The sequence below is a fragment of the Roseburia sp. OF03-24 genome, from assembly GCF_003463035.1.
Taxonomy (GTDB): Bacteria; Bacillota; Clostridia; order Lachnospirales; family Lachnospiraceae; genus Roseburia; species Roseburia rectibacter.
Genome location: NZ_QSCK01000004.1, coordinates 124,331 through 148,305, shown reverse-complemented (window position 1 = coordinate 148,305; position 23,975 = coordinate 124,331). Strand labels below are relative to the sequence as shown.

The following is a 23,975-nucleotide window of genomic DNA, read 5'->3' as shown; positions in this document are numbered from 1 at the left end:
AAAAACATTTCAGAAATCTATGCTTTTTATCCACAAAAATGAAAAGCAGGAGATCTGGATGAGCCTCCTGCACACAGGAGGAACTGAATATGAAGAAGAGCGAGCAGGTATCAGAAAAGATACCGACAGCCAACCGTCAGTACAAAGACACTGTATTCCGCATGCTGTTTTCAGAGAAAGAAAATCTCTTATCCCTGTACAACGCAGTGACCGGAAGTCATTATCAGAATGCGGAAGCCCTTAAGATTGTCACGTTGGAAAACGCGATCTATATGGGAATGAAAAATGACCTGGCATTTATGTTAGAGACGAATATTTATCTCTATGAACATCAGTCGACGATCAATCCCAATATACCATTGCGGGATCTGATCTATATTGGAATCGAGTATCAGCAGTATCTGAATGATAAGTCACTGTATTCGTCAAAGCTGCAGAAGATTCCGGCACCGAAGTTTATGGTGTTTTACAATGGAACCGATGACGTAGAAGACCGTATGGAACTGAAACTTTCATCAGCATATGAGCATCTGGCTGGAGAGCCGGATTTAGAGTTAAAAGTTCTGATGCTGAATGTGAACGAAGGACACAATAAAGACCTGATGGAACAGTGCCAGACGTTGAAGGAATATGCCATTTATGTTGCGAGAGTCCGAAAATATGCATCAGAGCTGAATCTGAATGATGCAGTTGAAAGGGCAATCACGGAATGCATCAAAGAAGGAATTTTAGTGGAATTTCTTCGGAAGAATCGTTCGGAGGTAAAGATGGTGAGTATATTAGAGTATGATAAAGAGTGGGAAGAAAAGAAACTCCGAAAGGCAGAGTATGAAGCTGGTAAAAGTGATGGGATCGAGATTGGCAGAGATAAAGCTATAGCAGAAATCATCTGTAATATGATCAAGTCCGGTTTCACAATAGAGAAAATCATAGAAGTGACAGGAAAGCCAGTTTCAGAAATAGAACAATATTTACAGTCAAAGAGACAGTAAAGACATAATAGTAAGGCAAAAAGACGATTCTGACAAAAGGAATCGTCTTTTTGCTTGTAATCTGGAAAAGCTGTGATATAATACAAACAAAAGTTAGACAACACTAACAATAGTAAGAAAAGACTTTAACACCATTCAGAATAGATAAGGATATAAGAACAATTCTGTAATGGGAAAGGGGAGCATATGTCAGAAGAAGAAAGAAAATTTTTGGAAATTGTTGATCTGAAAAAAGGGTTTGGAAGCGGGGAAACCCGACAGGAAGTACTTCGGGGAATGAATTTTTCCGTGGCAAAAGGAGAATTTTGTGTGCTGCTTGGACCATCCGGTTCCGGAAAGTCGACGCTTCTCAATATTATCGGTGGAATCGATAGTGCGGACTCCGGTTATATCTCCATCAACGGCGATAAGTTAGAAGAACTCGGAGAGAAGAAGCTGACACAGTACCGCAGAAAACATTTAGGTTATGTATTTCAGATGTATAACCTGATCGCAAATCTGAATGTCAAGGAAAATATTGAGGTTGGTGCATATTTATCAGACAGTCCGCTCGATATTGACGATCTGTTACATACGCTGGGACTTTATGAACACAGGCATAAACTGCCGAACCAGCTTTCCGGTGGTCAGCAGCAGAGGGTTTCCATCGGGCGAGCCATTGTGAAAAATCCGGATATCCTGCTTTGTGATGAGCCGACCGGAGCACTCGATTACAATACCTCCAAGGAAATATTAAAGCTGATTGAGGATGTCAATGTCAAATATGGTAATACAGTTATCATGGTTACACATAACGAGGCAATCCGGCATATGGCAGACCATGTCATTAAACTCCGTGACGGGGCAGTGCGTCATAACGATATCAATGAACATAAAATTTCAGCGGCAGATCTGGAGTGGTAGGGAGCTGTACTGGCGCACAAACTTGTGATGCGCTTAAAAACAGCGCAAGAATGGAGATAGTATGAAAAAGAAAAAAATCAAAAATCCGCTTATCAGACGAATACCGAGGGAACTGACAGGAGACTGGAAAAAGTATCTTGTGGTAAGTCTGTTCCTGATTCTGATGATCGGCTTTGTGTCCGGTATGTATGTTGCAAACGAGAGCATGATGACAGCGGCTGATGAGGGTGTTGGCAGATACAAGCTGGAAGACGGACACTTTGAATTAAAAAAGAAAGCAGACGAAACACTGCTTGATGCAATTAAGACAGGCAATAAAGCAGATGTCAGACAGTATTACATTGATGAGGCAAAAAAGAAGCTGGATAAAAAGTTCGATAGTGAATTTGAAGAAAAGTTCAAAAAAGAATTTGATGAGAAGTTTGAAACAGAATTTAAAGAAAAATTTGATGCAGAGTTCCAGTCAGAATTTGATGTTTCTTTTAATGCACAGATAAAGCAAATGCTGATGGCGCAGGGACTTGATGAAACAACTGCGGGAGTTATGCTTGATACAGCAGTGGCACAGGCAAAACAGTCCGGGCAGTACAACGAAGCCTATGATACAGCATATGAAAAAGCATATCCTAAGGCACATGACGAAGCGTATGAGAAAGCGTTTGATGAGGCACATGACGAGGCATATGAGAAAGCATACGACGAAGCCTGGAATAAAGTTTTAGATGAGATCAACGAGAAATATGCGGATGCAGAAGAAAAATATGAATTGAACGATCCTGATTTTAAGGAAACTCCGGTTCATCTGTATGAAAATTTTTACAGGGATGAAGAGGAAGATCATGACAACGACGGAACTTCGGATGGAACAGTCCGTGTTTTTGCAAAGACAGATGATATCAATCTTGCATGCCTGATGGACGGAAGTTTCCCGGAAAAAGAGGATGAAATTGCCATTGACCGTATGCATGCCGACAATGTCGGGATAAAAGTCGGCGATGAGATCACAGTCGGAGAAGAAAAATATCAGGTCGTTGGTCTGATCGCATATGTCAACTATTCCACACTGCACGAAAAAAGCACGGATCTGATGTTTGATGCCTTAAAGTTTAACGTTGCAATGGTAACAGATGAGGGATTTGCAAAGTTACATAAGACGATTCATTACGATTATGCATGGAAGTATGAAAATGAGCCGTCAGATGAAAAAGAAGAGAAAAACCAGTCGGATGATTTTATGCGGGCACTGCTCACACAGACCGTGGTAAATGACAATGAGATTGAAGATTATGTGCCAAAATATGCGAATCCGGCGATTCATTTTGCAACCGACGACATGGGCTCTGATGAGGCAATGGGAGGTGTACTGCTTGATATTCTGATTGTCATCATCGCATTTATTTTTGCAGTTACGATCAGCAATACGATCACAAAAGAGTCATCTGCGATCGGAACATTGCGTGCGTCCGGCTATACGAAAGGGGAGCTGGTACGCCATTATCTGTCTATGCCGGTTATCGTTACCCTGATTTCCGCATTAGTCGGAAATGTGCTTGGCTATACGGTATTTAAAAATGTTGTGGTATCCATGTATTATAACAGTTACAGCCTTCCGGCCTATGAGACGATCTGGAATCCGGATGCATTTTTTAAGACAACCCTGATACCGGTCGTGCTGATGTTTATTGTCAATCTGATCGTCATTATTAAAATGATGCAGCATACACCGTTACAGTTTCTGAGGCATGATCTGAAAAAAACAAAACGCAAAAAAGCAATGCGGCTGCCACATTTTAAATTTTTTAACAGATTCCGTCTGCGCATCATGTTTCAGAATGTGGCAAATTATCTGATTCTGTTTGTGGGAATTTTCTTTATCATGGTGATGCTTGCAATGGCAGTGGGAATGCCGGATACGCTTTCTTATTACAAAGAAAATGCAAAAAATATGATGTTTGCAAAGTATCAGTATGTTCTGAAATCTTTTGAGGATGAAGATGGAAATGTACTGACGACGGACAATAAAGACGCAGAAAAATTCAGTATGTGTTCTTTGCAGAAAAAAAGCGATGTAATAGATGAGGAAGTCTCTGTTTACGGTATTTCAGACAATAGTAAGTATGTAGAAATAAAAGGTATGCAGTCCCTGCAGGAAGATGAAGTTTATATTTCCAGATCATTTTCAGAAAAATATGAACTTAATGTCGGGGATACCGTTTCACTGGATGAAAAATATGAAAACAAACAGTATACGTTTACGATAGCCGGAATTTATGACCAGTGCGTAAACATTGCAGTATTTATGCCGATTGAAAATTACCGCATGGTATTTGAGCTGGATGAAGAGGCATTTAGTGGATATTTTTCAAATGAAGAGCTTGCAGATCTGTCGGAAGATGATATTGCAACGGTGATCACCGAGCGTGATATCACAAAGATGTGTGACCAGTTAGATCATTCCATGGGATCTTATATGGATTATTTCCAGATACTTTGTATCCTGCTTTCCGCAGTTTTGATCTATCTTCTGACAAAACTGATCATTGAGAAAAATGAGAATGCAATTTCAATGACAAAGATTCTTGGATATGAGAATAAAGAAATCGCCAGCCTGTATCTGCTTTCCACAACGATCGTGGTTGTGATCGAAGATGCGGTCAGTGTTGTACTTGGAGCATTTGTTATGAATCTGGCATGGAAGGCGATCTTGTTTAGTTACAGTGGATGGTTTGCATTTGTGATCCAGCCAGCCGGATATGTGAAAATGTTTGCATTTGTGCTGATCGGATATCTGTTTGTAATGATACTGGACTTTATGCGTATCAAAAAGATCCCGATGGATCAGGCACTCAAAAATGTGGAGTAGAGATTGCTGCTGTGCATATTTATTGTGTGACCGGTAACGAAAGATTTTTCGTAAAAATTTTTGGTTGCATTAAAAATGGCATTGTGCTACTATTGCAATAGAAATTTAAAGGAGAGGAACCAATGCGGAGATAATTTACTTTTGAAACATGAAAGAAAACAGAGTCAGCAAGAGAATGTGTGTCATATATGCCATACGTTTGTCTGCTGATTCGGGATGATACATGGCATATATTGCACCGGTATAAGGAATAAAGTGCATGATATGTTGTGTAAATCTGAAGTTACAGCAGTATTGCAGAGGTGCAGTACGGCATATCATGTTGCCAAAAGTGGATTTGATTCTTGTATCCTCTCTTTTTTGTGTTAAAAAATGGCGGAAACGTACATTTTGTTGTCCGGGATAATCGATTTTATCTTACAATGTGCAATCTATTGTCTGCCAGATGTGATCATAAAATATGTGAGGTGTAAGAAAAATCCCATGGCAGCATGGGATTTTTTGTATGGAAGGGAAATGGGGAGATTTTTATGTCACAGATTCAGGTAACAGATCTCACATATGGTTATGAGGGAAGTTTTGATACGGTTTTTGAAAACGTATCTTTTGGGATTGATACGGACTGGAAGTTAGGTCTGATCGGGAGAAATGGAAAAGGAAAAACAACTTTTTTAAATTTGCTGCGTGGAAAATGATTTTCTGCTGATCGATGAGCCGACAAATCATTTAGATATGCATGCAAGGGAATGTGTGAAAGAATATCTGTGCGGCAAAAAAGGGTTTATTTTGGTATCGCATGACAGGGATATTTTAGATGCCTGCGTTGATCATGTGCTGGTTTTAAACCGAAAGACGATCGAGGTGCAGAGCCGTGTGACACAGTATGAACGCCGGATGGAGCGGGAAATACAGGAGAAAGAAGGGCTTTTGCAGGATATTGAACAGCCGGTCAGTTTAAAACTTATGCCGCTTTCCTATCATAAGGAACGTCTGATTTCATGCAGGGAACTTTCGGTGAGGTATGAAGGTGCAGAAAGTGATACATTGAAAAATCTCACATTCGAACTGATGCATGGGGAGAGAGTCTTTTTACATGGAGAAAACGGATGTGGAAAATCGACGCTGATCAAGACAATTTTGCAGCAATCAGGCAGCAGATATGAAAAATTGTTCGTGACAGACGGAGAAATTCGAACAGCGTCTAATCTGGTGGTGTCATATATTAATCAGGATACCAGCTTTTTGCAGGGGGACATCAGAGCGTTTTGCAGGGAAAGAAATTTAGAAGAAAGTTTATTTTTTACATTATTGCGCCAGCTTGATATGGAGTGTGTACAATTTGCGAAAAGACTCGAAGAGTTTTCGGAGGGTCAGAAGAGGAGGATAAAAATGTTAGAACGGATTGAAAATGTTAATGAACAGGTAATAGAAAAAATGTTTTTATTATATGCAGAATCCATGGAGGATATGGAGGGGGAATTTAAAGATCGTGATGAAATGGAGGCATCATATGCGGCATTTTTAAAGGAGTTTATCCAGAATCCCAAGCAGATGGTGTTCATTGAAACTGACGAAAAACAGTGGGTAAGCGGACTCAGGGCAGTTGAGTCAGAGTCGGGAAAATGGTTCCTTGAGGCAGTTGAAACGATGCCGGGGAAGAGAAACAGAGAATATGGTAAAAAACTGATACGTCATGTAACGGAGTTTTTGAAAGGCACAGGCGCAAAAAAGATAGATTGCATTATAGGAAAAAGTAATTTATCATCAATAAAAATGCATTCGGATTGTGGATTTAAGGAAACGAAAGAGCCTCCGGTAAACTGCTGGGGAGAGTTTGAGGAGGGAAGAATTCTTTTCCGGCTTGAAATTTGATCATAAGCCATTTTGCACATGGTATAATCAATGAATTTATCTGCCATATGCTCAATCGCTGATACAGGAGAGAAAAGAGGAACACAATGATAAATATTATAGAAATCAAAAATCTGGATGCCCCGGAGCTGCAGATTTATTACAATTTAAATGAAGCACAGCTTTTTCACTATTTTGAGCCGAAGCCGGGGATTTTCATCGCGGAAAGTCCGAAGGTGATCGAGCGTGCCTTAGATGCCGGCTGTGTGCCGATGTCATTTCTGATGGAAAAAAAGCATGTAAAGACACAGGCAAAAGAAATTCTTGCGCGCTGCGAAAAATTACAAAGCCAGGACATCAAACAGACAGACAAGATGGAAGCAGAGAATGGAAATTCAAGCATGGCGGCGGAGCATGATATTCCAGTCTGCACAGCAGAGTGTGAGATTCCCGTCTACATGGCAGAAATCGAGGTGCTGGCAAAGATCACCGGTTATCAGCTGACACGCGGCATGCTCTGTGCCATGTACCGTCCGGCACTGTCTTCGGTGGAGCAGCTTTGCAAGAATGCAAGGCGTGTTGCAATTTTGGAAAATGTGGTAAATCCAACAAATGTCGGAGCAATTTTCCGTTCTGCGGCGGCACTTGGAATGGATGCAGTTCTTTTGACACCAGCCTGTGCAGATCCGCTGTACCGGAGAGCAAGCCGTGTCAGCATGGGAACAGTATTCCAGATACCGTGGACATATTTTGATAAAAATGCATGCTGGCCGGACGGTGCGATGGATGTGCTGCATAAGCTGGGATATAAAACGGCGGCAATGGCACTTCGGGATGACTCCGTGAGTATAGATGATGAAAAAATGATGGCGGAGGAAAAGTTAGCAATCGTTCTCGGAACGGAAGGTGACGGACTGGCAGACCACACGATCGCGGACTGTGATTATACGGTAAAAATCCCAATGACACATGGTGTGGATTCACTGAACGTGGCGGCAGCAAGCGCGGTGGCGTTCTGGCAGCTTGGGATGAAAAGATAGTCTGGAATGGAGGTTAGTGTGAAAAATAACATTTTTCACACGCAAGATTTGTGCTTCGCACAAACTTGTGATGCGCTTGAAAGCAGCGCAGAAATGGAGATTTATATGAAAGTAGTAATTGCAATCGATTCATTTAAGGGAAGCATGACTTCCATGGAGGCTGGAAATGCCGCTAAAAAAGGGATTCTTGCGGCAAAGCCGGATGCAGAAGTATGTTTAAGTCCACTCGCAGATGGCGGTGAAGGAACCGTGGATGCACTGATCGAAGGCTTGGGAGCAGAAAAAATACCGGTTACCGTGGCAGGACCGCTTGGAGAAAAAGTGTCGTGTTATTACGGTTTTTTAGAAGAGACAAAAACGGCTGTCATGGAAATGGCATCTGCTGCGGGAATCACGCTTGTGATAAAGAAAGATCCGCTGCGTGCATCTACCTATGGAGTGGGGGAGATGATCGCAGATGCCTTACAACGCGGCAGCAGAAAATTCATTATTGGGATCGGCGGAAGTGCAACCAACGATGGCGGCATCGGAATGTTAAAGGCACTTGGATTTGAGTTTTTTGATAAAAACGGAAATGATGTGGGGGAGGGCGCGGCTGCGCTTGCAAAGATAGCAGAAATCCGGGCAGAAAATAAAAATCCGCTGCTTTCCGGTACAAAATTTCAGATTGCCTGTGATGTGAAAAATCCGCTTTGCGGCAAACAGGGTGCAACTTACATATTTGGACCACAAAAAGGTGTGACGGAAGAACAGAAAGAGCAGGTCGATGAAGCAATGAGACATTATGCGGATGTGACCAAAGAAAGTTTGGATTGTGACTTTGCGGACTGTGAGGGCGCTGGTGCAGCGGGAGAACTCGGATATGCATTCCTTTCGTATCTTGCGGGAGAATTAATACCGGGTGTGGAACTGATTTTGCAGGCAACTGGTCTGGAAGAAAAAATGAAAAATGCGGATGTTGTGGTGACCGGAGAAGGACGTCTGGATGCGCAGACGGTCATGGGGAAAGCACCGGCCGGTGTTGCTGCGCTGGCAAAAAAATATAATGCGAAAGTCATCGCATTTGCAGGGAGCGTTGCATCCGAAGCGAAAGTCTGTAACCGGACGGGAATCGATGCATTTTTCCCGATCGTAAGAGGCGTGACAACATTAGAAGAAGCAATGAAAAAAGAAAATGCAATGGAAAATATAGCCGCCACGGCAGAGCAGGTATTTCGGCTGCTGTGAGGGAAAAGAATGGAGATTTGTGTGAAAATACATTTTTTCACACGCAAGAAAGGGGTTAATATGATTCGTTTACTTCGGCTGGTGTTAGAAGGTAGGTAGTCTATCAAAGATAGAGGAGTTAGTGTAAAAGTAAGATTTTACGCAGGAATGGAGATAAACATGAGATATAAGATCAGTCATGCCCTCGTGCAGTTTGGCGGAGATGTGATTTTACGTGATGTCAATTTTGAGGTGCATGATAAAGAAAAAATCGCCATTGTAGGACGAAACGGCTGTGGAAAGACCACGCTGCTGCGTCTGATCGCGGGCGATATTTCGATGAATAATTTAGACAGCGATGAGGAATGTGGTATTACGATGGCAGGAAAACAGGAGATTGGCTTCCTGCGTCAGGTTAATTTTACGGAAAAAGATGTGACCGTGGAAGAGGAAATCAAGAAAGTATTTGAACCGGTGTTTGCGTGTGAAAAGCGGATGCGGGAACTTGAAAATGAGATGAAAACTTCCGCAGACAAACAGCTTTTGCGCGAATATGACAACTTACAAAGCCGTATGGAGGCAATGCGGGGATATTCGTGGCAGCAGGATATGGAGACTATGTTTCAGCGGTTCGGGTTTGCGTTAGAAGATCTGAAACGCCCGATCGGAAGTTTTTCCGGTGGACAGCAGACGAAAGTGGCATTTATCAAACTGCTGTTAAAACGTCCGGATATCATGCTGCTCGATGAGCCGACCAACCATCTGGATCTTCCGACAATCGAGTGGTTAGAAGGATATTTAAAGACTTATGATAAGGCGGTCATCATTGTTTCACATGACCGTATGTTTTTAGACAAAGTGATCGATGTGACCTACGAGATCGAATATCATGAGATCAAGCGTTATGCCGGCAATTACACGGCATTTATGAAGCAAAAAGAAGAGGCACTGATCAAACAGGAAAAAGACTATGAGGAGCAGCAAAAGGAGATCAAACGTCTGACGGACTGGATCGAAAAATGGAAAAATACGCCGACGAAAGTGGCGGCGACACGTTCAAAGCGCATGGCGATCGAACACATGGTAAAAATCGAAAAGCCGAGACATTTTGATACGAAAGCATTTCATGCGAGATATGTACCGCGCATGGAAAGCTACACGAATGTGATTCATGCCAAAAATCTTGAGATCGGTTACGATACCGTCTTAAGTAAAGTCTCATTTCTGCTTCAAAAGAAAGACAGACTTGCAATCATTGGGGAGAACGGTAAAGGAAAATCCACACTTTTGAAAACCTTAGTCGGCGAACTGCCTGCGTTAGGTGGTGAATTTTCATTTGGACAAAATGTAGAATGGAGTTATTTTGACCAGCAGAAAGCAGTGCAGGAGCATTTCCGGGAAGATCAGACCGTGCTTGAAAATTTCTGGGAGGAATATCCTTCCTATATGAGGGAGGAAGTCCGCAGTGCACTGGGGGGATTTTTATTTTCCGGAGAAGATGTAGAAAAGAAGATGGGACAGCTTTCCGGCGGAGAAAAAGTCCGTCTCGCACTCTGTAAAATGCTGCAGACCAAACCGAATCTTTTGATCTTAGATGAGCCGACGAACCATATGGATATTGTTGGAAAAGAGGCGTTAGAACAGATGTTAAGAGAGTACGAGGGAACAGTACTTTTCGTCTCACATGACCGTTATTTTATCAGCAGGATCGCAACCGGGATTTTGGAGTTTTCAGAGAGTGGTGTGAAACAGTATCCGATGAATTATGAGGAGTATCTTGCTGGAAAACAAAAAGACACGGAGATCTTTAGAAAAGTGCAGAACATATCGCAGAGTGCCGCAAAAACAAACACAGATGTGCCGACTTTAACGGATGTATTTGACAAAAAAACTTATTACAATCCGGGCAAAATCCGTTCGAGACTGCAGCGGCAGTTAGAAAAATATGAAAAAATGTTAGAGGAGAGCGAGGAAAAACTTGCTGAAATAAAGCTGCAGTTTATGGATCCGGGGCTTGCCAGTGACTATCCGAAGCTGATGGAACTGCAGAATGCACTTGACGCAGAGGAAAAGAACCAGGAGAGTCTGTTAGAGCGGATGCTTGAGACGGAGACCGAACTTGCGGAATTTGAGGAGGAGTGAGTATGAAATAATTGGACCCAAAGTTCTTGGATGAACTTTTGGTCCTTGTTTATATCTATATCCGTTCAAACACTGGAATATGTTCAATCGGTGCATCTGCTATAATAGTCTGACAACCCTCATAGGTTGTGCCGTCTGTTATGTTTACCCATTTTCCTGCAGGAAGATATACATCGCGTTTATTTATATCTGCGGAGAGAACCGGTGCTACAATGCTCATGTGCGGTAAAGTAACACACAGAGCTTGACAGACAGCAGCCCCCTATTCTGAGTGTCAGATACAGCTATTTTTGATAACTGTATCTGGCAATTTTATTTTGAGGGTTGACTATGAGTTTATAGATGTTATAATGTAACTGTACATTAAGTACAATCGAAAAAACGAAGGCGGTGAGTTATGGAAATCATTATAAGTAATAACGCCAACAAGCCGATATATGAGCAAATCACATCGCAGATAAAAGCAATGATAATGAGTGGAGAACTGCAAGCCGGAGACGCTATTCCCTCAATGCGTTCACTGGCAAAATCTATTCATGTTAGTGTGATTACCGTCCAAAAAGCATATGAGGATCTGCAAAGGGACGGTTTTATTGAAACAACTGTCGGCAGGGGGAGTTTTGTATCGGCACAAAACAAAGAATTTTATCAAGAAGAACAACAACGTATTGCAGAGGAACATTTACAAGCCGCCGCAGAGATTGGACGGACAAGTAATATTTCCCTTGAAAAATTGACGGAGTTGTTGGCTTTATTCTATCAGGAGGACGAATGAGCATGGAAAATATTTTAGAATTACAACAGGTTTCCAAAACATTTTCTAAGTCAAATTTTGCGTTAGAAAATGTGACTTTTTCTCTGCCGTATGGTTCTATTTTGGGTTTTGTCGGGGAAAACGGAGCCGGAAAAACTACAATGATTGGCTGTATTCTAAATACAATCGCCAAAGACAGCGGAATGGTAAAGTTGTTTGGAAAAGAAATGACAGACGCAGATACAGATATGCGGGAAAGAATAGGTGTTGTTTATGACGGAGATAATTTTCCAGCTTATTGGACAGCAGCACAATTAGCGAAAGTTATGTCAGGATTTTATAAGCAATGGGACAATATTTTGTTTCAGAAATTTTTAAAAGAATACAAATTACCTGCAAATCAAAAAATTAAGCAATATTCCAGAGGGATGACAATGAAATTAGCGATTGCGGTTGCTTTATCACACCATCCACAACTGTTAATTCTGGATGAAGCTACTGGCGGACTTGACCCTGTTGTACGCGACGAGATGTTAGATACATTCCTTGATTTCGTACAGGAAGAAGACCACTCTATTTTACTTTCTTCCCATATTACAAGTGATTTAGAAAAAGTGGCAGACTATATTACATTCATTCATAACGGAAAACTGATTATGACCGTATCGAAAAATGATTTGGTTTATAATTATGCGGTTATGCGCTGCAAGGAAAATCAATTCCTTGCATTAGATCCGGCAGATATTATTGTTTATCGGAAACGTGATTTTCAAATTGATGTTCTGGTTTCAGATTGTAAAGCAATGCAGAGAAAGTACAAAGAAATCGTGATAGACCACGTTTCTGTTGATGAAATTTTTTTGCTTTTAGTAAGGGGGGATCATGTATGAAAGGTCTTTTTAAAAGCAATTTTCTTGCTGTATGGACAAATGCAAAAATTTTTTTGCTTTTTATGTTTGCAATGGGGATTGCCGTTATCATTATTCCAGACCAGACATGGCAAATGTATTTCATAATTATTGGAATTGTCGGATTAGCAGTAAATGCAGCTACCGTTATTGGAAATGAATTTTCCTCAAAATGGGGAAAATATAAACTTACTTTGCCAGTAAAGCGGATTGATATTGTAAAAAGTTTATATATAAATCAATTATTATGGATTGTGATAGGAGTGCTTTTCGTTGGCATTATAATAGCCCTATCCTATCTGTTACATGGAATTACTTTTGAACAATTTGAGGGTATCTCAGGTGTACTTGTAATAGGAATTAGTATAAGTCTTACAATGGGAGCAATATTTATTCCTATGGTTTATTTAGCGGGGGAAGATAAAACCATTGTGTTTCTTATCATATCTTTGATTTGTGCATTGGGTATTGCCACAATGCTTTTTAATATACCGTTGTTCGGGACGTTTATTTTAATTGGTTGTTCTATATTGTTATTTATCGTGTCCTTTCCTTTGACTGTAGGTATTTTCAAGAAAAAGGAATATTAGGTGATAAAGCAAAACCAGACGAGCCAGTCAACGGTCATGATGCTAGAATTTTTCAGTGCTGATTGAAATGCTGTATGAATGATAAGATTTACAGCATGTATAGCTAGTATTTAATAGGGGTGAGAATACAGACATGAATCAATTAAAAAAGAACACAGCATACTACCATCTTCCAGGCCTGTTTGAGTTTTATGAATTGTACCATGTGTTTCTGCCACTATTCCGGGAACACAGAGAATACTTTTACGACTGGTGTGAGATAGGCTCTGTCTATGGTGCCCCGTCAGATTGTATCTGGGGTGGAGGTCGTACTTCGTTCGGGGATCACGACCCACAGGAGGTTTTTGCGTTGATGCAGGAATACGGAATCTCAGCGCGGCTTACATTCAGCAATTCCCTGCTTGGGCAGGAACATCTTTGGGATAAGAAATGCAATCATCTCTGCACTTTATTTGAGAAAAGTGAGGGTGTCAGAAATGGTGTCATTATCTATTCGGACCTGTTACTGGAATATCTGAAAAAAAATTATCCGGGATTTTATTTTGTTTCTTCCACCACCAAGGTCCTGACGGATTTTGAGCAGTTCGTAAGGGAAGTAAACAGAGATGAGTTTCTTTACGTCGTACCGGATTTCCGGTTGAATAAGGTTTTTGATAAATTAAATACATTGACAGGGGCACAGAAAGCCAAAGTGGAATTCTTATGTAATGAATGCTGCTGGTTTGGCTGTGGGGACAGGAAAATCTGCTATGAAGCTGTCAGCCGCAAAAACCTTGGCGAAAATGGTCCGGATCACCGCTGTGCAGCTCCGGATGCAGGGAATGGCTATCGTTTTTCGAAGGCAATGGAAAATCCCGGATTTATTGGTGTGGATGATATGAAAAACAGCTATCTGCCGATGGGATTTTCCAATTTTAAAATCGAAGGCAGGGGACTTGGCAGCGCCCTGATTCTGGAGTTTCTGCTCTATTATATGACAAAACCTGAGTATCAGCTGCAGGTCAGAGAGGAGATATATCTGGATAATATGCTGGATCTTTTTTTAATAAGTCCCTTTAACACTTTCTTGTTATGGTACATCATCTCATCTGCACGTTCACGCACTTTTTCTATATCGGTATCATCCGGTGTGACCAGCGCATATCCGCATGCGATTTTCACTTCAGTCGGAATGATATTCTTATTATTGAGTATCGCTACGTCCTGATGCATTTTTTGAATAAAATGTTCTATCTGAAATTCTGTTGCATCCGGTATGATGCAGCAGAATTCATCGCCGCCGATACGGTAACATTTGCCAAAACGATCAAACGCAGTCTCTATGATATGTGCCGAATTGATGATATAGGCATCCCCGGCACTGTGTCCATAGTTGTCGTTACACATCTTGAGATTATTAAGATCAAATGTAACCACCATATGATTTTTAATATCCGATTCATTATTTATAAAGTAATCATAGGCATTTCTGTTGTAGAGTCCTGTCATGGAATCATTCAGTGCAAATTGTTCGAGTTCCTCCATCCTGCGTCTTTTTTTCAAACTGGTAACAGCCTGTCTTGCGGATTCTAAACCGAGAATTATGATAAATACAAGGAAGGATGATCTTCCAAACATTCCGGAATTATTTCCTGTTTTGTAATAACCGACCATATCCACGATAGTTGCAATGATGACAAGCGTAAGAGCCATCATGCAGGCTTTCAGTTTCTGGTCTGTCTGTTTTTTTACAATCTTATATATGATAACTGCAATGAGATAAACGAGCACCATACAAATGGAAATGTGAGTGATCCAGATGCTTCTTCGAAACTCATAGAATCCGGTAAAGTGCAGCAAACTGCAGACAACTGTCTGAAGTATACAAAGATCGCAGATGATTTTCCAGATTTTATCATCATTGATCTCAAGGAAGCTCTTTACAAACATCAAAAATGGGATAGGCATTATCATCAGAAACATAAAAGCAGCAAAAGCAGATGATCTTCTGTTTAGGAGCATCAGAGAACAAACATCTGTCTCGTTGGCGGTCCAAAGTCCAAGCAATATGGAGAAGATCCCTAGATAAAAAAGGGTTCCGTCTATATGGCTGCTGTTGTGAATAAACACCCAGTAACACGTGATAAAAAAACCGGCTAACAGAATAAATACACTCGCTATAAAAGTGGGCATAGACTGACGCAATATGCCTGTATAGATTTCATTTCCGGTTCCTATATAATATTGTTCAATTTGACCGGCTGTTTCCGGATAACAGGGTTCCAGCCTGACTATGACTGTTTCTGCATGTGTCGGCAGTTTGACAAAATTCCATACATTTCCTGTTGTATGCCCCCATATTCCACCGGAGTCATCTAATCTGTATATTTCATTGTTTTTCGTAGAAACGGTCACATGCTGATGTGAGGTAAAAAATACAAGGGAACCGTTGTTGCTTTCATTGCGGTTAATGTTAAAACTAAGCAGTACCATTCCATCATCCAGGTATTGTATTTTGTCAGGCTGACGCGCTTTGAGTTTGCTTACAGAGGCTGCATCCTGATTTGTAAATATGGTACAAAGCAGGAGCATGATAAATAATGTCAAAATTACACCTGTTAACATTTGCTGTGCGATTTTTTCTTTATTTTGTCTTAAGTTCATCTATGATCAGATCTCCACAAATAATACTTTTACTTTATTTTACCATGTTATGGGATAATATTCTATAATATTGCGTGGATTTTTGGTGGCGTTCAAGATATAATAAGACTGCCGGGCGAAGCGAGTCAAGATACTTGTATAAGTGGCAAACGGCGAATTGGATAAATAAAGGAGCAAAAAATGTACACACTATTATTACTATTAATTTACATGGCATTTATAAGTCTTGGCTTACCGGACTCTCTGCTTGGTTCGGCATGGCCGATCATGCATGAGGCATTTTCGGTGCCGCTGTCCTATGCAGGACTGGTCACAATGATCATCTCTGCAGGGACGATCTGTTCAAGTTTAATGTCGGAACGCCTGACAAAGAAATTTGGAACACAGATCGTTACGGTATGCAGTGTCCTGTTAACGGCAGCTGCCTTGTTTGGTTTTTCGACGTCGAGCGCATTTTACATGTTGTGCCTGTGGGCGATTCCGTATGGACTTGGCGCAGGAGCTATCGATGCGGCACTCAATAACTATGTTGCACTGCATTATTCATCAAAACATATGAGCTGGCTGCATTGTTTCTGGGGCGTGGGAACAATCATCAGCCCGTACATAATGAGCTATGCACTGACCACCTCATCCTGGCAGAACGGTTACCGCATGGTATCTTTTCTTCAGATGGGGATCACAATGATTCTGTTTGTGACACTTCCGGTCTGGAAAGTCAACAAAACGGCAGAACAGCAGGAAGAGCAGCACGAGGTGATTGGAATACGCGGTGCAGTGAAGATCAAAGGCGTACCACAGCTCTTGCTTGGATTTTTCTCTTACTGTGCATTGGAATCTACACTGATCCTCTGGTCAAGCAGTTATCTGGTCGGTGCAAAAGGTATCTCTGCGGAGCGTGCGGCGGCATATGCGGCATTGTTCTGCAGCGGTATCACGCTCGGAAGATTTTTGGCAGGATTTGTGACGGAAAAATTAGGTGATCATAAGATGATCAGGCTTGGCACAACTATTTTACTGGCTGGCTGTGCTGCAGTACTTCTGCCGATTCCGTCTGACACGGCAGCTCTGGCAGGACTTGTCGTGATGGGGATTGGATGTGCACCGGTCTACCCATCGATCATTCACGCAACACCGGCAAATTTTGGAGAGAAAAATTCCCAGGCAATCATCGGTATCCAGATGGCGAGTGCTTATGTCGGCTCTACATTTATGCCGCCGGTTTTTGGACTGATCGCAAATCATATTTCCATCACACTGCTGCCGGTCTATGTGCTGATTTTCATTGTGTTAATGTTTTTCATGGTGGAAAAGACATTCCGGCTGGTGCGGTAATAGAGAAGAAAACAAAAAATGAAGGGAGACTGTTTCACAAACCGTGAACAAAAAGATATGAGCAATTTACACACACACGACAACAAAAGAAGTTCTTTTTCCGGGAAACTGGGTTATGTACTGTCCGCCGCAGGTGCGTCCGTAGGACTTGGAAATATCTGGAGATTTCCATATCTGGCGGCAAAATATGGTGGAGGGATTTTCCTTCTGATCTATATTTTACTGGCACTGACGTTTGGATATACGATGATCATGGCTGAGTCGGCACTTGGACGCATGACAAGGAAAAGTCCGGTGGGAGCGTTTCAGGCATTTGGAAAAGCCGGATGGCTGTCAGCCGGTGGATGGATCAATGCGATCATCCCGGTATTGATCGTGCCGTATTATTCCGTGATCGGCGGCTGGGTGATCAAATACCTGATCGAGTATATCAGGGGAAATGGAAAAATGCTGGCGGCAGACGGATATTTTTCGGAGTTTATCTCAGATGGAGTATCCACGGAACTCTGTTTTATCCTGTTCTGTCTGTTCACTCTGACGATCATTTACGCAGGGGTGCGAAACGGAATCGAACGTGTATCGAAATTTATGATGCCGATACTGATCGTATTATCCGTCCTGATTGCGGTGTATTCCGTGACAAGACCGGGCGCCATGGAGGGAGTAAAATATTTTCTTGTGCCAAATGTGAAAAACTTTTCCTGGATGACGGTGGTAGCGGCGATGGGACAGATGTTTTATTCGCTGTCGATTGCAATGGGAATCCTCATTACCTTTGGATCCTATATGAAAAAAGAAACATCACTGGAAGATTCCACAAGAAATGTGGAAGTGTTTGGCACGGCGATCGCTATTATGGCGGGACTGATGATCATTCCGGCGGTGTTCGCATTTTCGGGCGGCGACCCGGATACTCTGCAGGCGGGACCGGCATTGATGTTTATTACAATTCCAAAAGTGTTTGAGAATATGGGATTTGGGACAGTAGTTGGAATCTTATTTTTCCTGCTAGTACTGTTTGCAGCAGTAACAAGTTCTATCGCATTGACTGAGAGCGCGGTTTCTACCTTTGAGGATGAGCTGGGATGGAGCAGAAGAAGAGCAACGGTTTTAGTCGGAGTGATCATGATCGCGCTTGGAAGTTTATCTTCACTGGGATATGGACCGTTAGTAGGCATTAAAATTATCGGCATGCAGTTTTTGGATTTCTTTGATTTTCTGACGAACTCTGTGATGATGCCGATTGCGGCAATGCTCACAAGCCTGTTTGTATCGAGAATCGTCGGAATGAAGCGGATGGAAGATGAGATCATGCACGGAGAGAGCACATTCCGCAGGAAAAAGATTTTTATTGTGATGATCAAATATCTGTGCCCGGTCTTTGCACTGATCATACTGATCAGTTCCGTGGCAAATGCATTTGGCTGGATAGCAATGTAAAGAAAATATAATATATTTTAATAAGCGGCTTGTCCTCACTTATGTGATGGATGTCATCAGCAGTTATGCTCAAACCAACAAAGGAGAAAAAACGTGAACCTGTACCAAACCCTCAAACACTATTTTGGATATGATACCCTGCGCACCGGTCAGCAGGAGCTGATGGAAGGAATTTTAAAGGGAAAGGATGTACTTGGCATCATGCCGACCGGAGCCGGAAAGTCACTCTGTTATCAGGTGCCGGCACTAATGCTTTCCGGTATCACGATCGTGATCTCGCCATTGATCTCCCTGATGTCCGATCAGGTCAAAGCACTGAATCAGGCAGGAGTACATGCAGCATATATCAACAGTTCGCTGACGGAGAATCAGATCCGGGCAGCACTTTTGTATGCAGCGCAGGGAAAGTATAAGATCATCTATGTGGCACCGGAGCGGTTGAATACCATGCGTTTTTTAGATTTTGCATGTCAGGCAGATATATCCATGGTGACGGTGGATGAGGCGCATTGTATCTCCCAGTGGGGACAGGATTTCCGCCCAAGTTATTTAGAAATCGCAGATTTCCTTGCAAGACTGCCGGGGCGTCCGGTGGTCAGTGCATTTACAGCGACAGCAACTGAGCGCGTCAAACAGGATATCACGGGAAGTCTGCACCTGCAGAATCCGGTGACTGTCGTGACCGGGTTTGACCGGCCGAATCTTTTCTTCCGTGTCGTAAAGCGAAAAGGTGGAAAAGAGACGGACAACAGTATTTTAAATTATGTCAAAAGGCATGAGGATGAGAGTGGAATCATCTACTGTGCGACAAAAAAGAATGTGGACAGTGTCTGTGAACTTTTATTGCAGCACGGCATTCTGGCAGGGCGGTACCATGCGGGGCTTTCTTTGGAAGAACGGAAAGAGAGTCAGGATGATTTTACCTATGACAGGATCCGTGTGATGGTTGCGACCAACGCATTTGGAATGGGGATCGACAAATCCAATGTGCGTTATGTGCTCCATTATAATATGCCGCAAAGCCTTGAATATTATTATCAGGAGGCGGGAAGAGCCGGGCGCGACGGGGAGGAAGCGGAGTGTGTGCTTTTCTTTTCCAAACAGGATATCATGATCAACAAACGGCTGCTTGACTATAAGGCGACAGAGGGCGGATATACGTCGGGGGATCCGGCAGTCCGGGCAAATGAACAGCGGAAGTTAAATCAGATGATAGGTTATTGTGAGACGGATCAGTGTCTGCGTCAGTTTATCCTGAACTATTTCGGGGATCACAGTCCATGTACCTGTGAAAAGTGCAGTAACTGCGTTGTGATGGAGGATGAGGCTGAGGAAAATTATATCCAGACCGGAAAGGCAAAGAAAAAGACAGCGGAGTTAGCAGACTTAACACAGGAGGGACAGGAACTGTTTGAACTGCTTCGTAAATGCAGGGCAGAGCTTGCAGCAAAACAGGGAGTGCCGCCATTTATCATCTGCTCTGATAAAACGATAAAGGATATGTGTGCAAAATGTCCGACGGATGAGATACAGATGGCTGACGTATACGGAATGGGTGTACAGAAGATTGCAAGCTATGGAGATAATTTTACAGAGATCATCCGGAAGTTTTTAGAAACACATAAAATGGAAGCGATGGCCGCAGGAAAATCCAAAATCGGCGGAATGATCGTTGAAACGGTGTCGAAAGCTCCGGCGAGAAAAACAAAACGTCCGTTTTCTATTACACCGGAAAAGTTAGATGAGGTCGTATTATCGGATGCCTGTATGTTATCAGAGCTGACCGATCAGATCAATGCACTCTGCAGTGCAAAAGATATGAAAAAACTGACAGCAGCATCTGTTAATGATCTGCTTGTGCAAAAAGGCTATCTGAAGGAAGAAGAACAAGAGGAAAACCGCATCAAACGCGTGACCGAAAAGGGCATTGCAGTGGGAATACAGGAAGAGGAAAGACGGTCAAAATTTGGTGGCGGACATTATTATGCACTGATCCACACAAGAAAAAGCCAGGAGATGATCATTGCAGAATTGAAAGAGTATTTTTCAGACATAGTATAGACTTTGGTGCACAGCCTGACCGCGAATGTCAGGCTTGCAGATGAGCAGTAACTATTTTACTGATTTTCCATCCGGTTCAGCTCCGGCAGAACCGTAAACAGCATTGTGATAAAACACAGACTGCCACCGATCACATTTGATACGGGTTCTGCAAGAAATACGCCGTCCGTTCCCATGTGGAAAGTGTATGGCAGAAGATAGGTCAGCGGTACAACGATAAACACCTTGCGCAGCAGGGAAAAGAAGATCGCCTGTTTCCGTTTGTTTAAAGATTTGAAAACAGTCTGACCGATATACTGCAGATCCATAAAGATAAATGCAGCAAAATACAGTTTTAATGCGGGAACGGCATCTGCTGACAGTGCTGTATCCGAACTGAAAACACTAATTAAATATTCCGGGGCGAGAATGATCACGCTCCACATGAGGCCGGTATAGACGAGCGCCATAAGAGCCATCGTGATGCCGGCTTTTTTGACGCGCGTGGGGCGGAGGGCACCATAGTTGTAGCTTATGATTGGGGAGGAACCTTCCGTGATCGCATAGATCGGAGTTTCCACCATCTGGCGGACACTTGAGACGATTGTCATGACAGAGACGTACACATCGCCACCGGTGACGGAGAGTACATGATTGCAGCAGATGGAGACGAGACTGTTGGTGAGCTGCATGATAAAACCGGATGTACCGAGGCTGATGATACTTTTCGCAAGAGGAATGCAGGAGAAAAGTTCATTTTTTCGAAGCAGGCGGACTTTGATTTCCGCTTTGCGGCGCAGAAAATGAAATACAAATAATGCGGATAAGATCTGTGATAATACGGTGGCGATCGCTGCGCCGTTTACCCCAAGATGAAAGGTAAAAATAAAAAGCGGATCTAGGAGGATATTTGCAACTGCGCCGATCGCTACGGAAAGCATACCGGTTGTGGAATACCCTTGTGCATTGATAAATGGATTCATGCCGGTAGAGATCATAGATGGAAGTGTACCGAGCAGGTAGAGCATCATATAGGGTCTGGCGAAAACCAGTGCATTTTCCGAGGCACCAAAAAGAATGAGAAGTGGTTTTGCAAAGAGAAGACCGGTTCCCATCAGGAGGAGTGCACTGGCACATACCATGGAAAAAGAGGTATTTAAGATCCTGTTTGCCTGTTCTTTATCACCTTTCCCACGGTTGATCGAAAAAAGCGGTGCGCCGCCGCTCCCGAACAGATTGCTGCATGCTGTGATGATCATAATAAGCGGAAAACAAAGTCCGACAGCACCAAGCGCTGTGGTCCCGATATCCGGGATACGACCAATATAAATGCGGTCTACAATGTTATAGAGCAGACTTAAAATCTGGGCTGCAAGCATAGGGAGGGCAGCGCTTAATATATTTTCAGTTACGGTTCCGTTTTCAAAATCAATGCGTTTCATGGTAATCCTCATTTTTGTGAAAAATTTAATTCTTGAAAACCAGTATAGCATAAATTATAATATATAAAAAATATTTATTTTATATCATAAAACAATATTTTTTATATATACTGACAAAAACAGGAGAGGAGGGAAACATGGAAATCAGACAGTTGGAATATTTTCGTGCAGTGGTGGAAGAGGGAACGGTGAGTGGTGCTGCGAAAGTTCTTAAAATGACACAGCCACCGGTCAGTTATCAGATGAAAATGCTTGAAGAAGAACTTAATGTACAGCTTTTTTTTCGTGGAACAAAGAAAATTACATTGACAGAAGCTGGAAAGGTGTTGTATGCAAGGTCTGGCAGTATTTTAAAAATGTTAGATGTTACAAAGCGTGAGGTGGTCAAGGCAAGCCAGTCTGCAACGATACATATTGGTATTACACCATCTACGGTTCTGATGATGTCAGAATATATTGAGAGGTTTTCAAAACAATATCCGGGGATTCATTTTGATATTCATGAGGGATCGACATTCAATTTAAAAGAACAATTAGAAAAGCACATGATAGATATCACAACACTGCGTACGCCGATCACGCTGAACGGTTGTAAGACAAAGAGGCTGATTCGGGAAAAACTGGCTGCCGTGGCAGCAGATGGATATGAGGGAATAGAGGGATTCAGGAAAAAGGATGGATCACAGATTAGTTTGAGAGAATTGTCAAAGGAACATCTGATATTATCACACCGGTATCGGAATTATATTATTTCAGCGTTTGAGGCTGTTGGACTGACCTGCGATATCTATTATGAATGTGAGGATGCAAGAACAGCGATGACAATTGCAGAAAAAGGGATTGGAGTGGCAATTTTGCCAGAGTCCATGCGTGTGTCTGACTCGATGTGTGTTTATGGCATTACGGACGCTGATCTTACAACCGAGATATTGTTAGCATGGCGCGAGGAACATTTGCCGGCAGAAGTGGAAGCATTTATTAAGGAAATGGAATTTGAGGAGGATTAACATGACGAAAGAAGAAAAAATTGCACGTTACAGTAAATTGAATCAGGAAGTGGTACCGGGGAAAATTGTATGCGCAGGTTCCTCACTGATGGAGATGTTTCCGGTCGAAAAATTTATTGACGAAGACCATCTGGATATCACGGTCTATAACCGTGGAATCGGCGGTTTTATCACAGACGAGCTGCTTGAAAATGTAGATGTCTGCATCCTGGATCTAAAGCCGTCCCGCCTTTTTATCAATATCGGGACAAATGATCTGAGTGATCCTGCGATATCCATCGACCGGATGATCGCAAACTATGACAGGATACTTTCCATTGTAGAAAACAAACTGCCTGATATTGAAATCTATATGATGGCATATTATCCGATTAATTATGAAGCAGCAGCCGAGGAGATGAAACCATGTCTGCGTGTCCGCACGAACGGGAAAATTGCGATGGCAAATAAGGCAGTGCAGGAGCTTGCGGAAAGACATCATGCAAAATATATAGATATCAATGATCCGTTAAAAGACCGGGATGGAAATCTCAAAGCAGAGTATACGATTGAGGGAATGCATATCAAGGAAGAAGGCTACCGTGCGATCTTTGATCTGTTTATGGGGTATGCAAAAGAGCCACGATGGAACGTCTGAAATATAGTTTGTCTTGTATGCAGGTCATAAAGATGCATAGTCTTTTGCTTCCTCTGTGACAGTTTCGTATGCGAAAAGAATCATTTTCAAAAGATTTTGGCTCTGCAATCCAGCAGAATGTATCAGCCATTCGAAATAGCGTTGTCGTGTGAAAATAAATGTGTTAAAATATTCTAATTCAC

At 42.3% G+C, this 23,975-nt stretch carries 18 protein-coding genes and 2 pseudogenes; 17 read left to right on the top strand and 3 right to left on the bottom strand.

Features of this window, described 5'->3' with window-relative positions:
- Positions 1-89 precede the first annotated feature (89 nt).
- From DXA60_RS03310 to DXA60_RS03275, 8 genes and pseudogenes are all read left to right on the top strand, one after another.
- The gene (locus tag DXA60_RS03310) at positions 90-992 is read left to right on the top strand and encodes a hypothetical protein (RefSeq protein ID WP_117919484.1); all 903 of its coding nucleotides are present in this window, start codon (positions 90-92) and stop codon (positions 990-992) included.
- A gap of 186 nt (positions 993-1,178) precedes the next feature.
- Positions 1,179-1,895 (top strand): ABC transporter ATP-binding protein, encoded by a 717-nt coding sequence (locus DXA60_RS03305; RefSeq protein WP_006857030.1) that lies wholly within the window; start codon positions 1,179-1,181, stop codon positions 1,893-1,895.
- A gap of 61 nt (positions 1,896-1,956) precedes the next feature.
- Positions 1,957-4,758 (top strand): ABC transporter permease, encoded by a 2,802-nt coding sequence (locus DXA60_RS03300; protein ID WP_117919482.1) that lies wholly within the window; start codon positions 1,957-1,959, stop codon positions 4,756-4,758.
- A gap of 530 nt (positions 4,759-5,288) precedes the next feature.
- Positions 5,289-6,126, top strand: a pseudogene (locus DXA60_RS19890) (ATP-binding cassette domain-containing protein); the annotation flags it as partial.
- Between the two features lie 21 nt (positions 6,127-6,147).
- Positions 6,148-6,630 carry a GNAT family N-acetyltransferase gene (locus DXA60_RS19885; protein WP_442969708.1) on the top strand — a complete coding sequence of 161 codons (483 nt, stop codon included), beginning with the start codon at positions 6,148-6,150 and terminating at the stop codon, positions 6,628-6,630.
- An 86-nt stretch (positions 6,631-6,716) separates the two neighbouring features.
- Positions 6,717-7,649 carry a TrmH family RNA methyltransferase gene (locus DXA60_RS03285; RefSeq protein ID WP_117919475.1) on the top strand — a complete coding sequence of 311 codons (933 nt, stop codon included), beginning with the start codon at positions 6,717-6,719 and terminating at the stop codon, positions 7,647-7,649.
- Positions 7,650-7,754: 105 nt separating this feature from the next.
- On the top strand, positions 7,755-8,876 hold the full coding sequence (locus tag DXA60_RS03280) for a glycerate kinase family protein (protein ID WP_117919510.1): 1,122 nt from the start codon (positions 7,755-7,757) through the stop codon (positions 8,874-8,876).
- Positions 8,877-9,035: 159 nt separating this feature from the next.
- Entirely contained in the window at positions 9,036-10,997 is a 1,962-nt protein-coding gene (locus tag DXA60_RS03275; RefSeq protein WP_199536179.1) for an ABC-F family ATP-binding cassette domain-containing protein, read from the top strand.
- A gap of 55 nt (positions 10,998-11,052) precedes the next feature.
- Here the strand turns inward: DXA60_RS03275 and DXA60_RS19880 are convergent, their stop codons facing one another.
- Entirely contained in the window at positions 11,053-11,217 is a 165-nt protein-coding gene (locus DXA60_RS19880; RefSeq protein WP_015520231.1) for a TIM-barrel domain-containing protein, read from the bottom strand.
- Positions 11,218-11,394: 177 nt separating this feature from the next.
- On the opposite strand from DXA60_RS19880, the gene DXA60_RS03265 reads away from it, so the two are divergent.
- The 4 genes and pseudogenes from DXA60_RS03265 to DXA60_RS19700 form a co-directional block, all read left to right on the top strand.
- The gene (locus tag DXA60_RS03265; RefSeq protein ID WP_015520232.1) at positions 11,395-11,772 is read left to right on the top strand and encodes a GntR family transcriptional regulator; all 378 of its coding nucleotides are present in this window, start codon (positions 11,395-11,397) and stop codon (positions 11,770-11,772) included.
- Positions 11,773-11,774: 2 nt separating this feature from the next.
- Positions 11,775-12,641 (top strand): ABC transporter ATP-binding protein, encoded by an 867-nt coding sequence (locus tag DXA60_RS03260; RefSeq protein ID WP_199536178.1) that lies wholly within the window; start codon positions 11,775-11,777, stop codon positions 12,639-12,641.
- Positions 12,638-13,249, top strand: coding sequence for an ABC-2 transporter permease (locus DXA60_RS03255; RefSeq protein WP_117919469.1), 612 nt, complete (start codon positions 12,638-12,640; stop codon positions 13,247-13,249). Before DXA60_RS03260 ends, DXA60_RS03255 begins: the two co-directional genes overlap by 4 nt.
- Before the next feature lie 133 nt (positions 13,250-13,382).
- Positions 13,383-14,291: pseudogene (locus DXA60_RS19700) on the top strand (hypothetical protein); the annotation flags it as partial.
- Here the strand turns inward: DXA60_RS19700 and DXA60_RS03245 are convergent.
- Positions 14,240-15,892, bottom strand: coding sequence for a sensor domain-containing diguanylate cyclase (locus DXA60_RS03245; RefSeq protein ID WP_117919467.1), 1,653 nt, complete (start codon positions 15,890-15,892; stop codon positions 14,240-14,242). The pseudogene DXA60_RS19700 and the gene DXA60_RS03245 overlap by 52 nt on opposite strands.
- A 180-nt stretch (positions 15,893-16,072) precedes the next feature.
- Between DXA60_RS03245 and DXA60_RS03240 the strand changes: the two genes are divergently transcribed.
- The 3 genes from DXA60_RS03240 to DXA60_RS03230 all read left to right on the top strand — a co-directional run bounded on the left by DXA60_RS03240 (position 16,073) and on the right by DXA60_RS03230 (position 20,728).
- Positions 16,073-17,227: an MFS transporter gene (locus DXA60_RS03240; protein WP_199536177.1), complete on the top strand. Its 1,155-nt coding sequence runs from the start codon at positions 16,073-16,075 to the stop codon at positions 17,225-17,227.
- A 57-nt stretch (positions 17,228-17,284) separates the two neighbouring features.
- Positions 17,285-18,667, top strand: coding sequence for a sodium-dependent transporter (locus DXA60_RS03235; RefSeq protein WP_442969707.1), 1,383 nt, complete (start codon positions 17,285-17,287; stop codon positions 18,665-18,667).
- A gap of 93 nt (positions 18,668-18,760) precedes the next feature.
- Positions 18,761-20,728: a RecQ family ATP-dependent DNA helicase gene (locus tag DXA60_RS03230; RefSeq protein WP_117919461.1), complete on the top strand. Its 1,968-nt coding sequence runs from the start codon at positions 18,761-18,763 to the stop codon at positions 20,726-20,728.
- Between the two features lie 56 nt (positions 20,729-20,784).
- On the opposite strand, the gene DXA60_RS03225 is transcribed toward DXA60_RS03230, so the two are convergent.
- Positions 20,785-22,149 (bottom strand): MATE family efflux transporter, encoded by a 1,365-nt coding sequence (locus DXA60_RS03225; RefSeq protein WP_117919459.1) that lies wholly within the window; start codon positions 22,147-22,149, stop codon positions 20,785-20,787.
- 137 nt (positions 22,150-22,286) lie between these two features.
- Here DXA60_RS03225 and DXA60_RS03220 point away from each other — a divergent pair, with 137 nt between their 5' ends.
- Positions 22,287-23,156: a LysR family transcriptional regulator gene (locus DXA60_RS03220; protein WP_117919457.1), complete on the top strand. Its 870-nt coding sequence runs from the start codon at positions 22,287-22,289 to the stop codon at positions 23,154-23,156.
- Position 23,157: 1 nt separating this feature from the next.
- Positions 23,158-23,793 (top strand): GDSL-type esterase/lipase family protein, encoded by a 636-nt coding sequence (locus DXA60_RS03215; RefSeq protein ID WP_015560282.1) that lies wholly within the window; start codon positions 23,158-23,160, stop codon positions 23,791-23,793.
- The last annotated feature ends 182 nt before the right edge of the window (positions 23,794-23,975 follow it).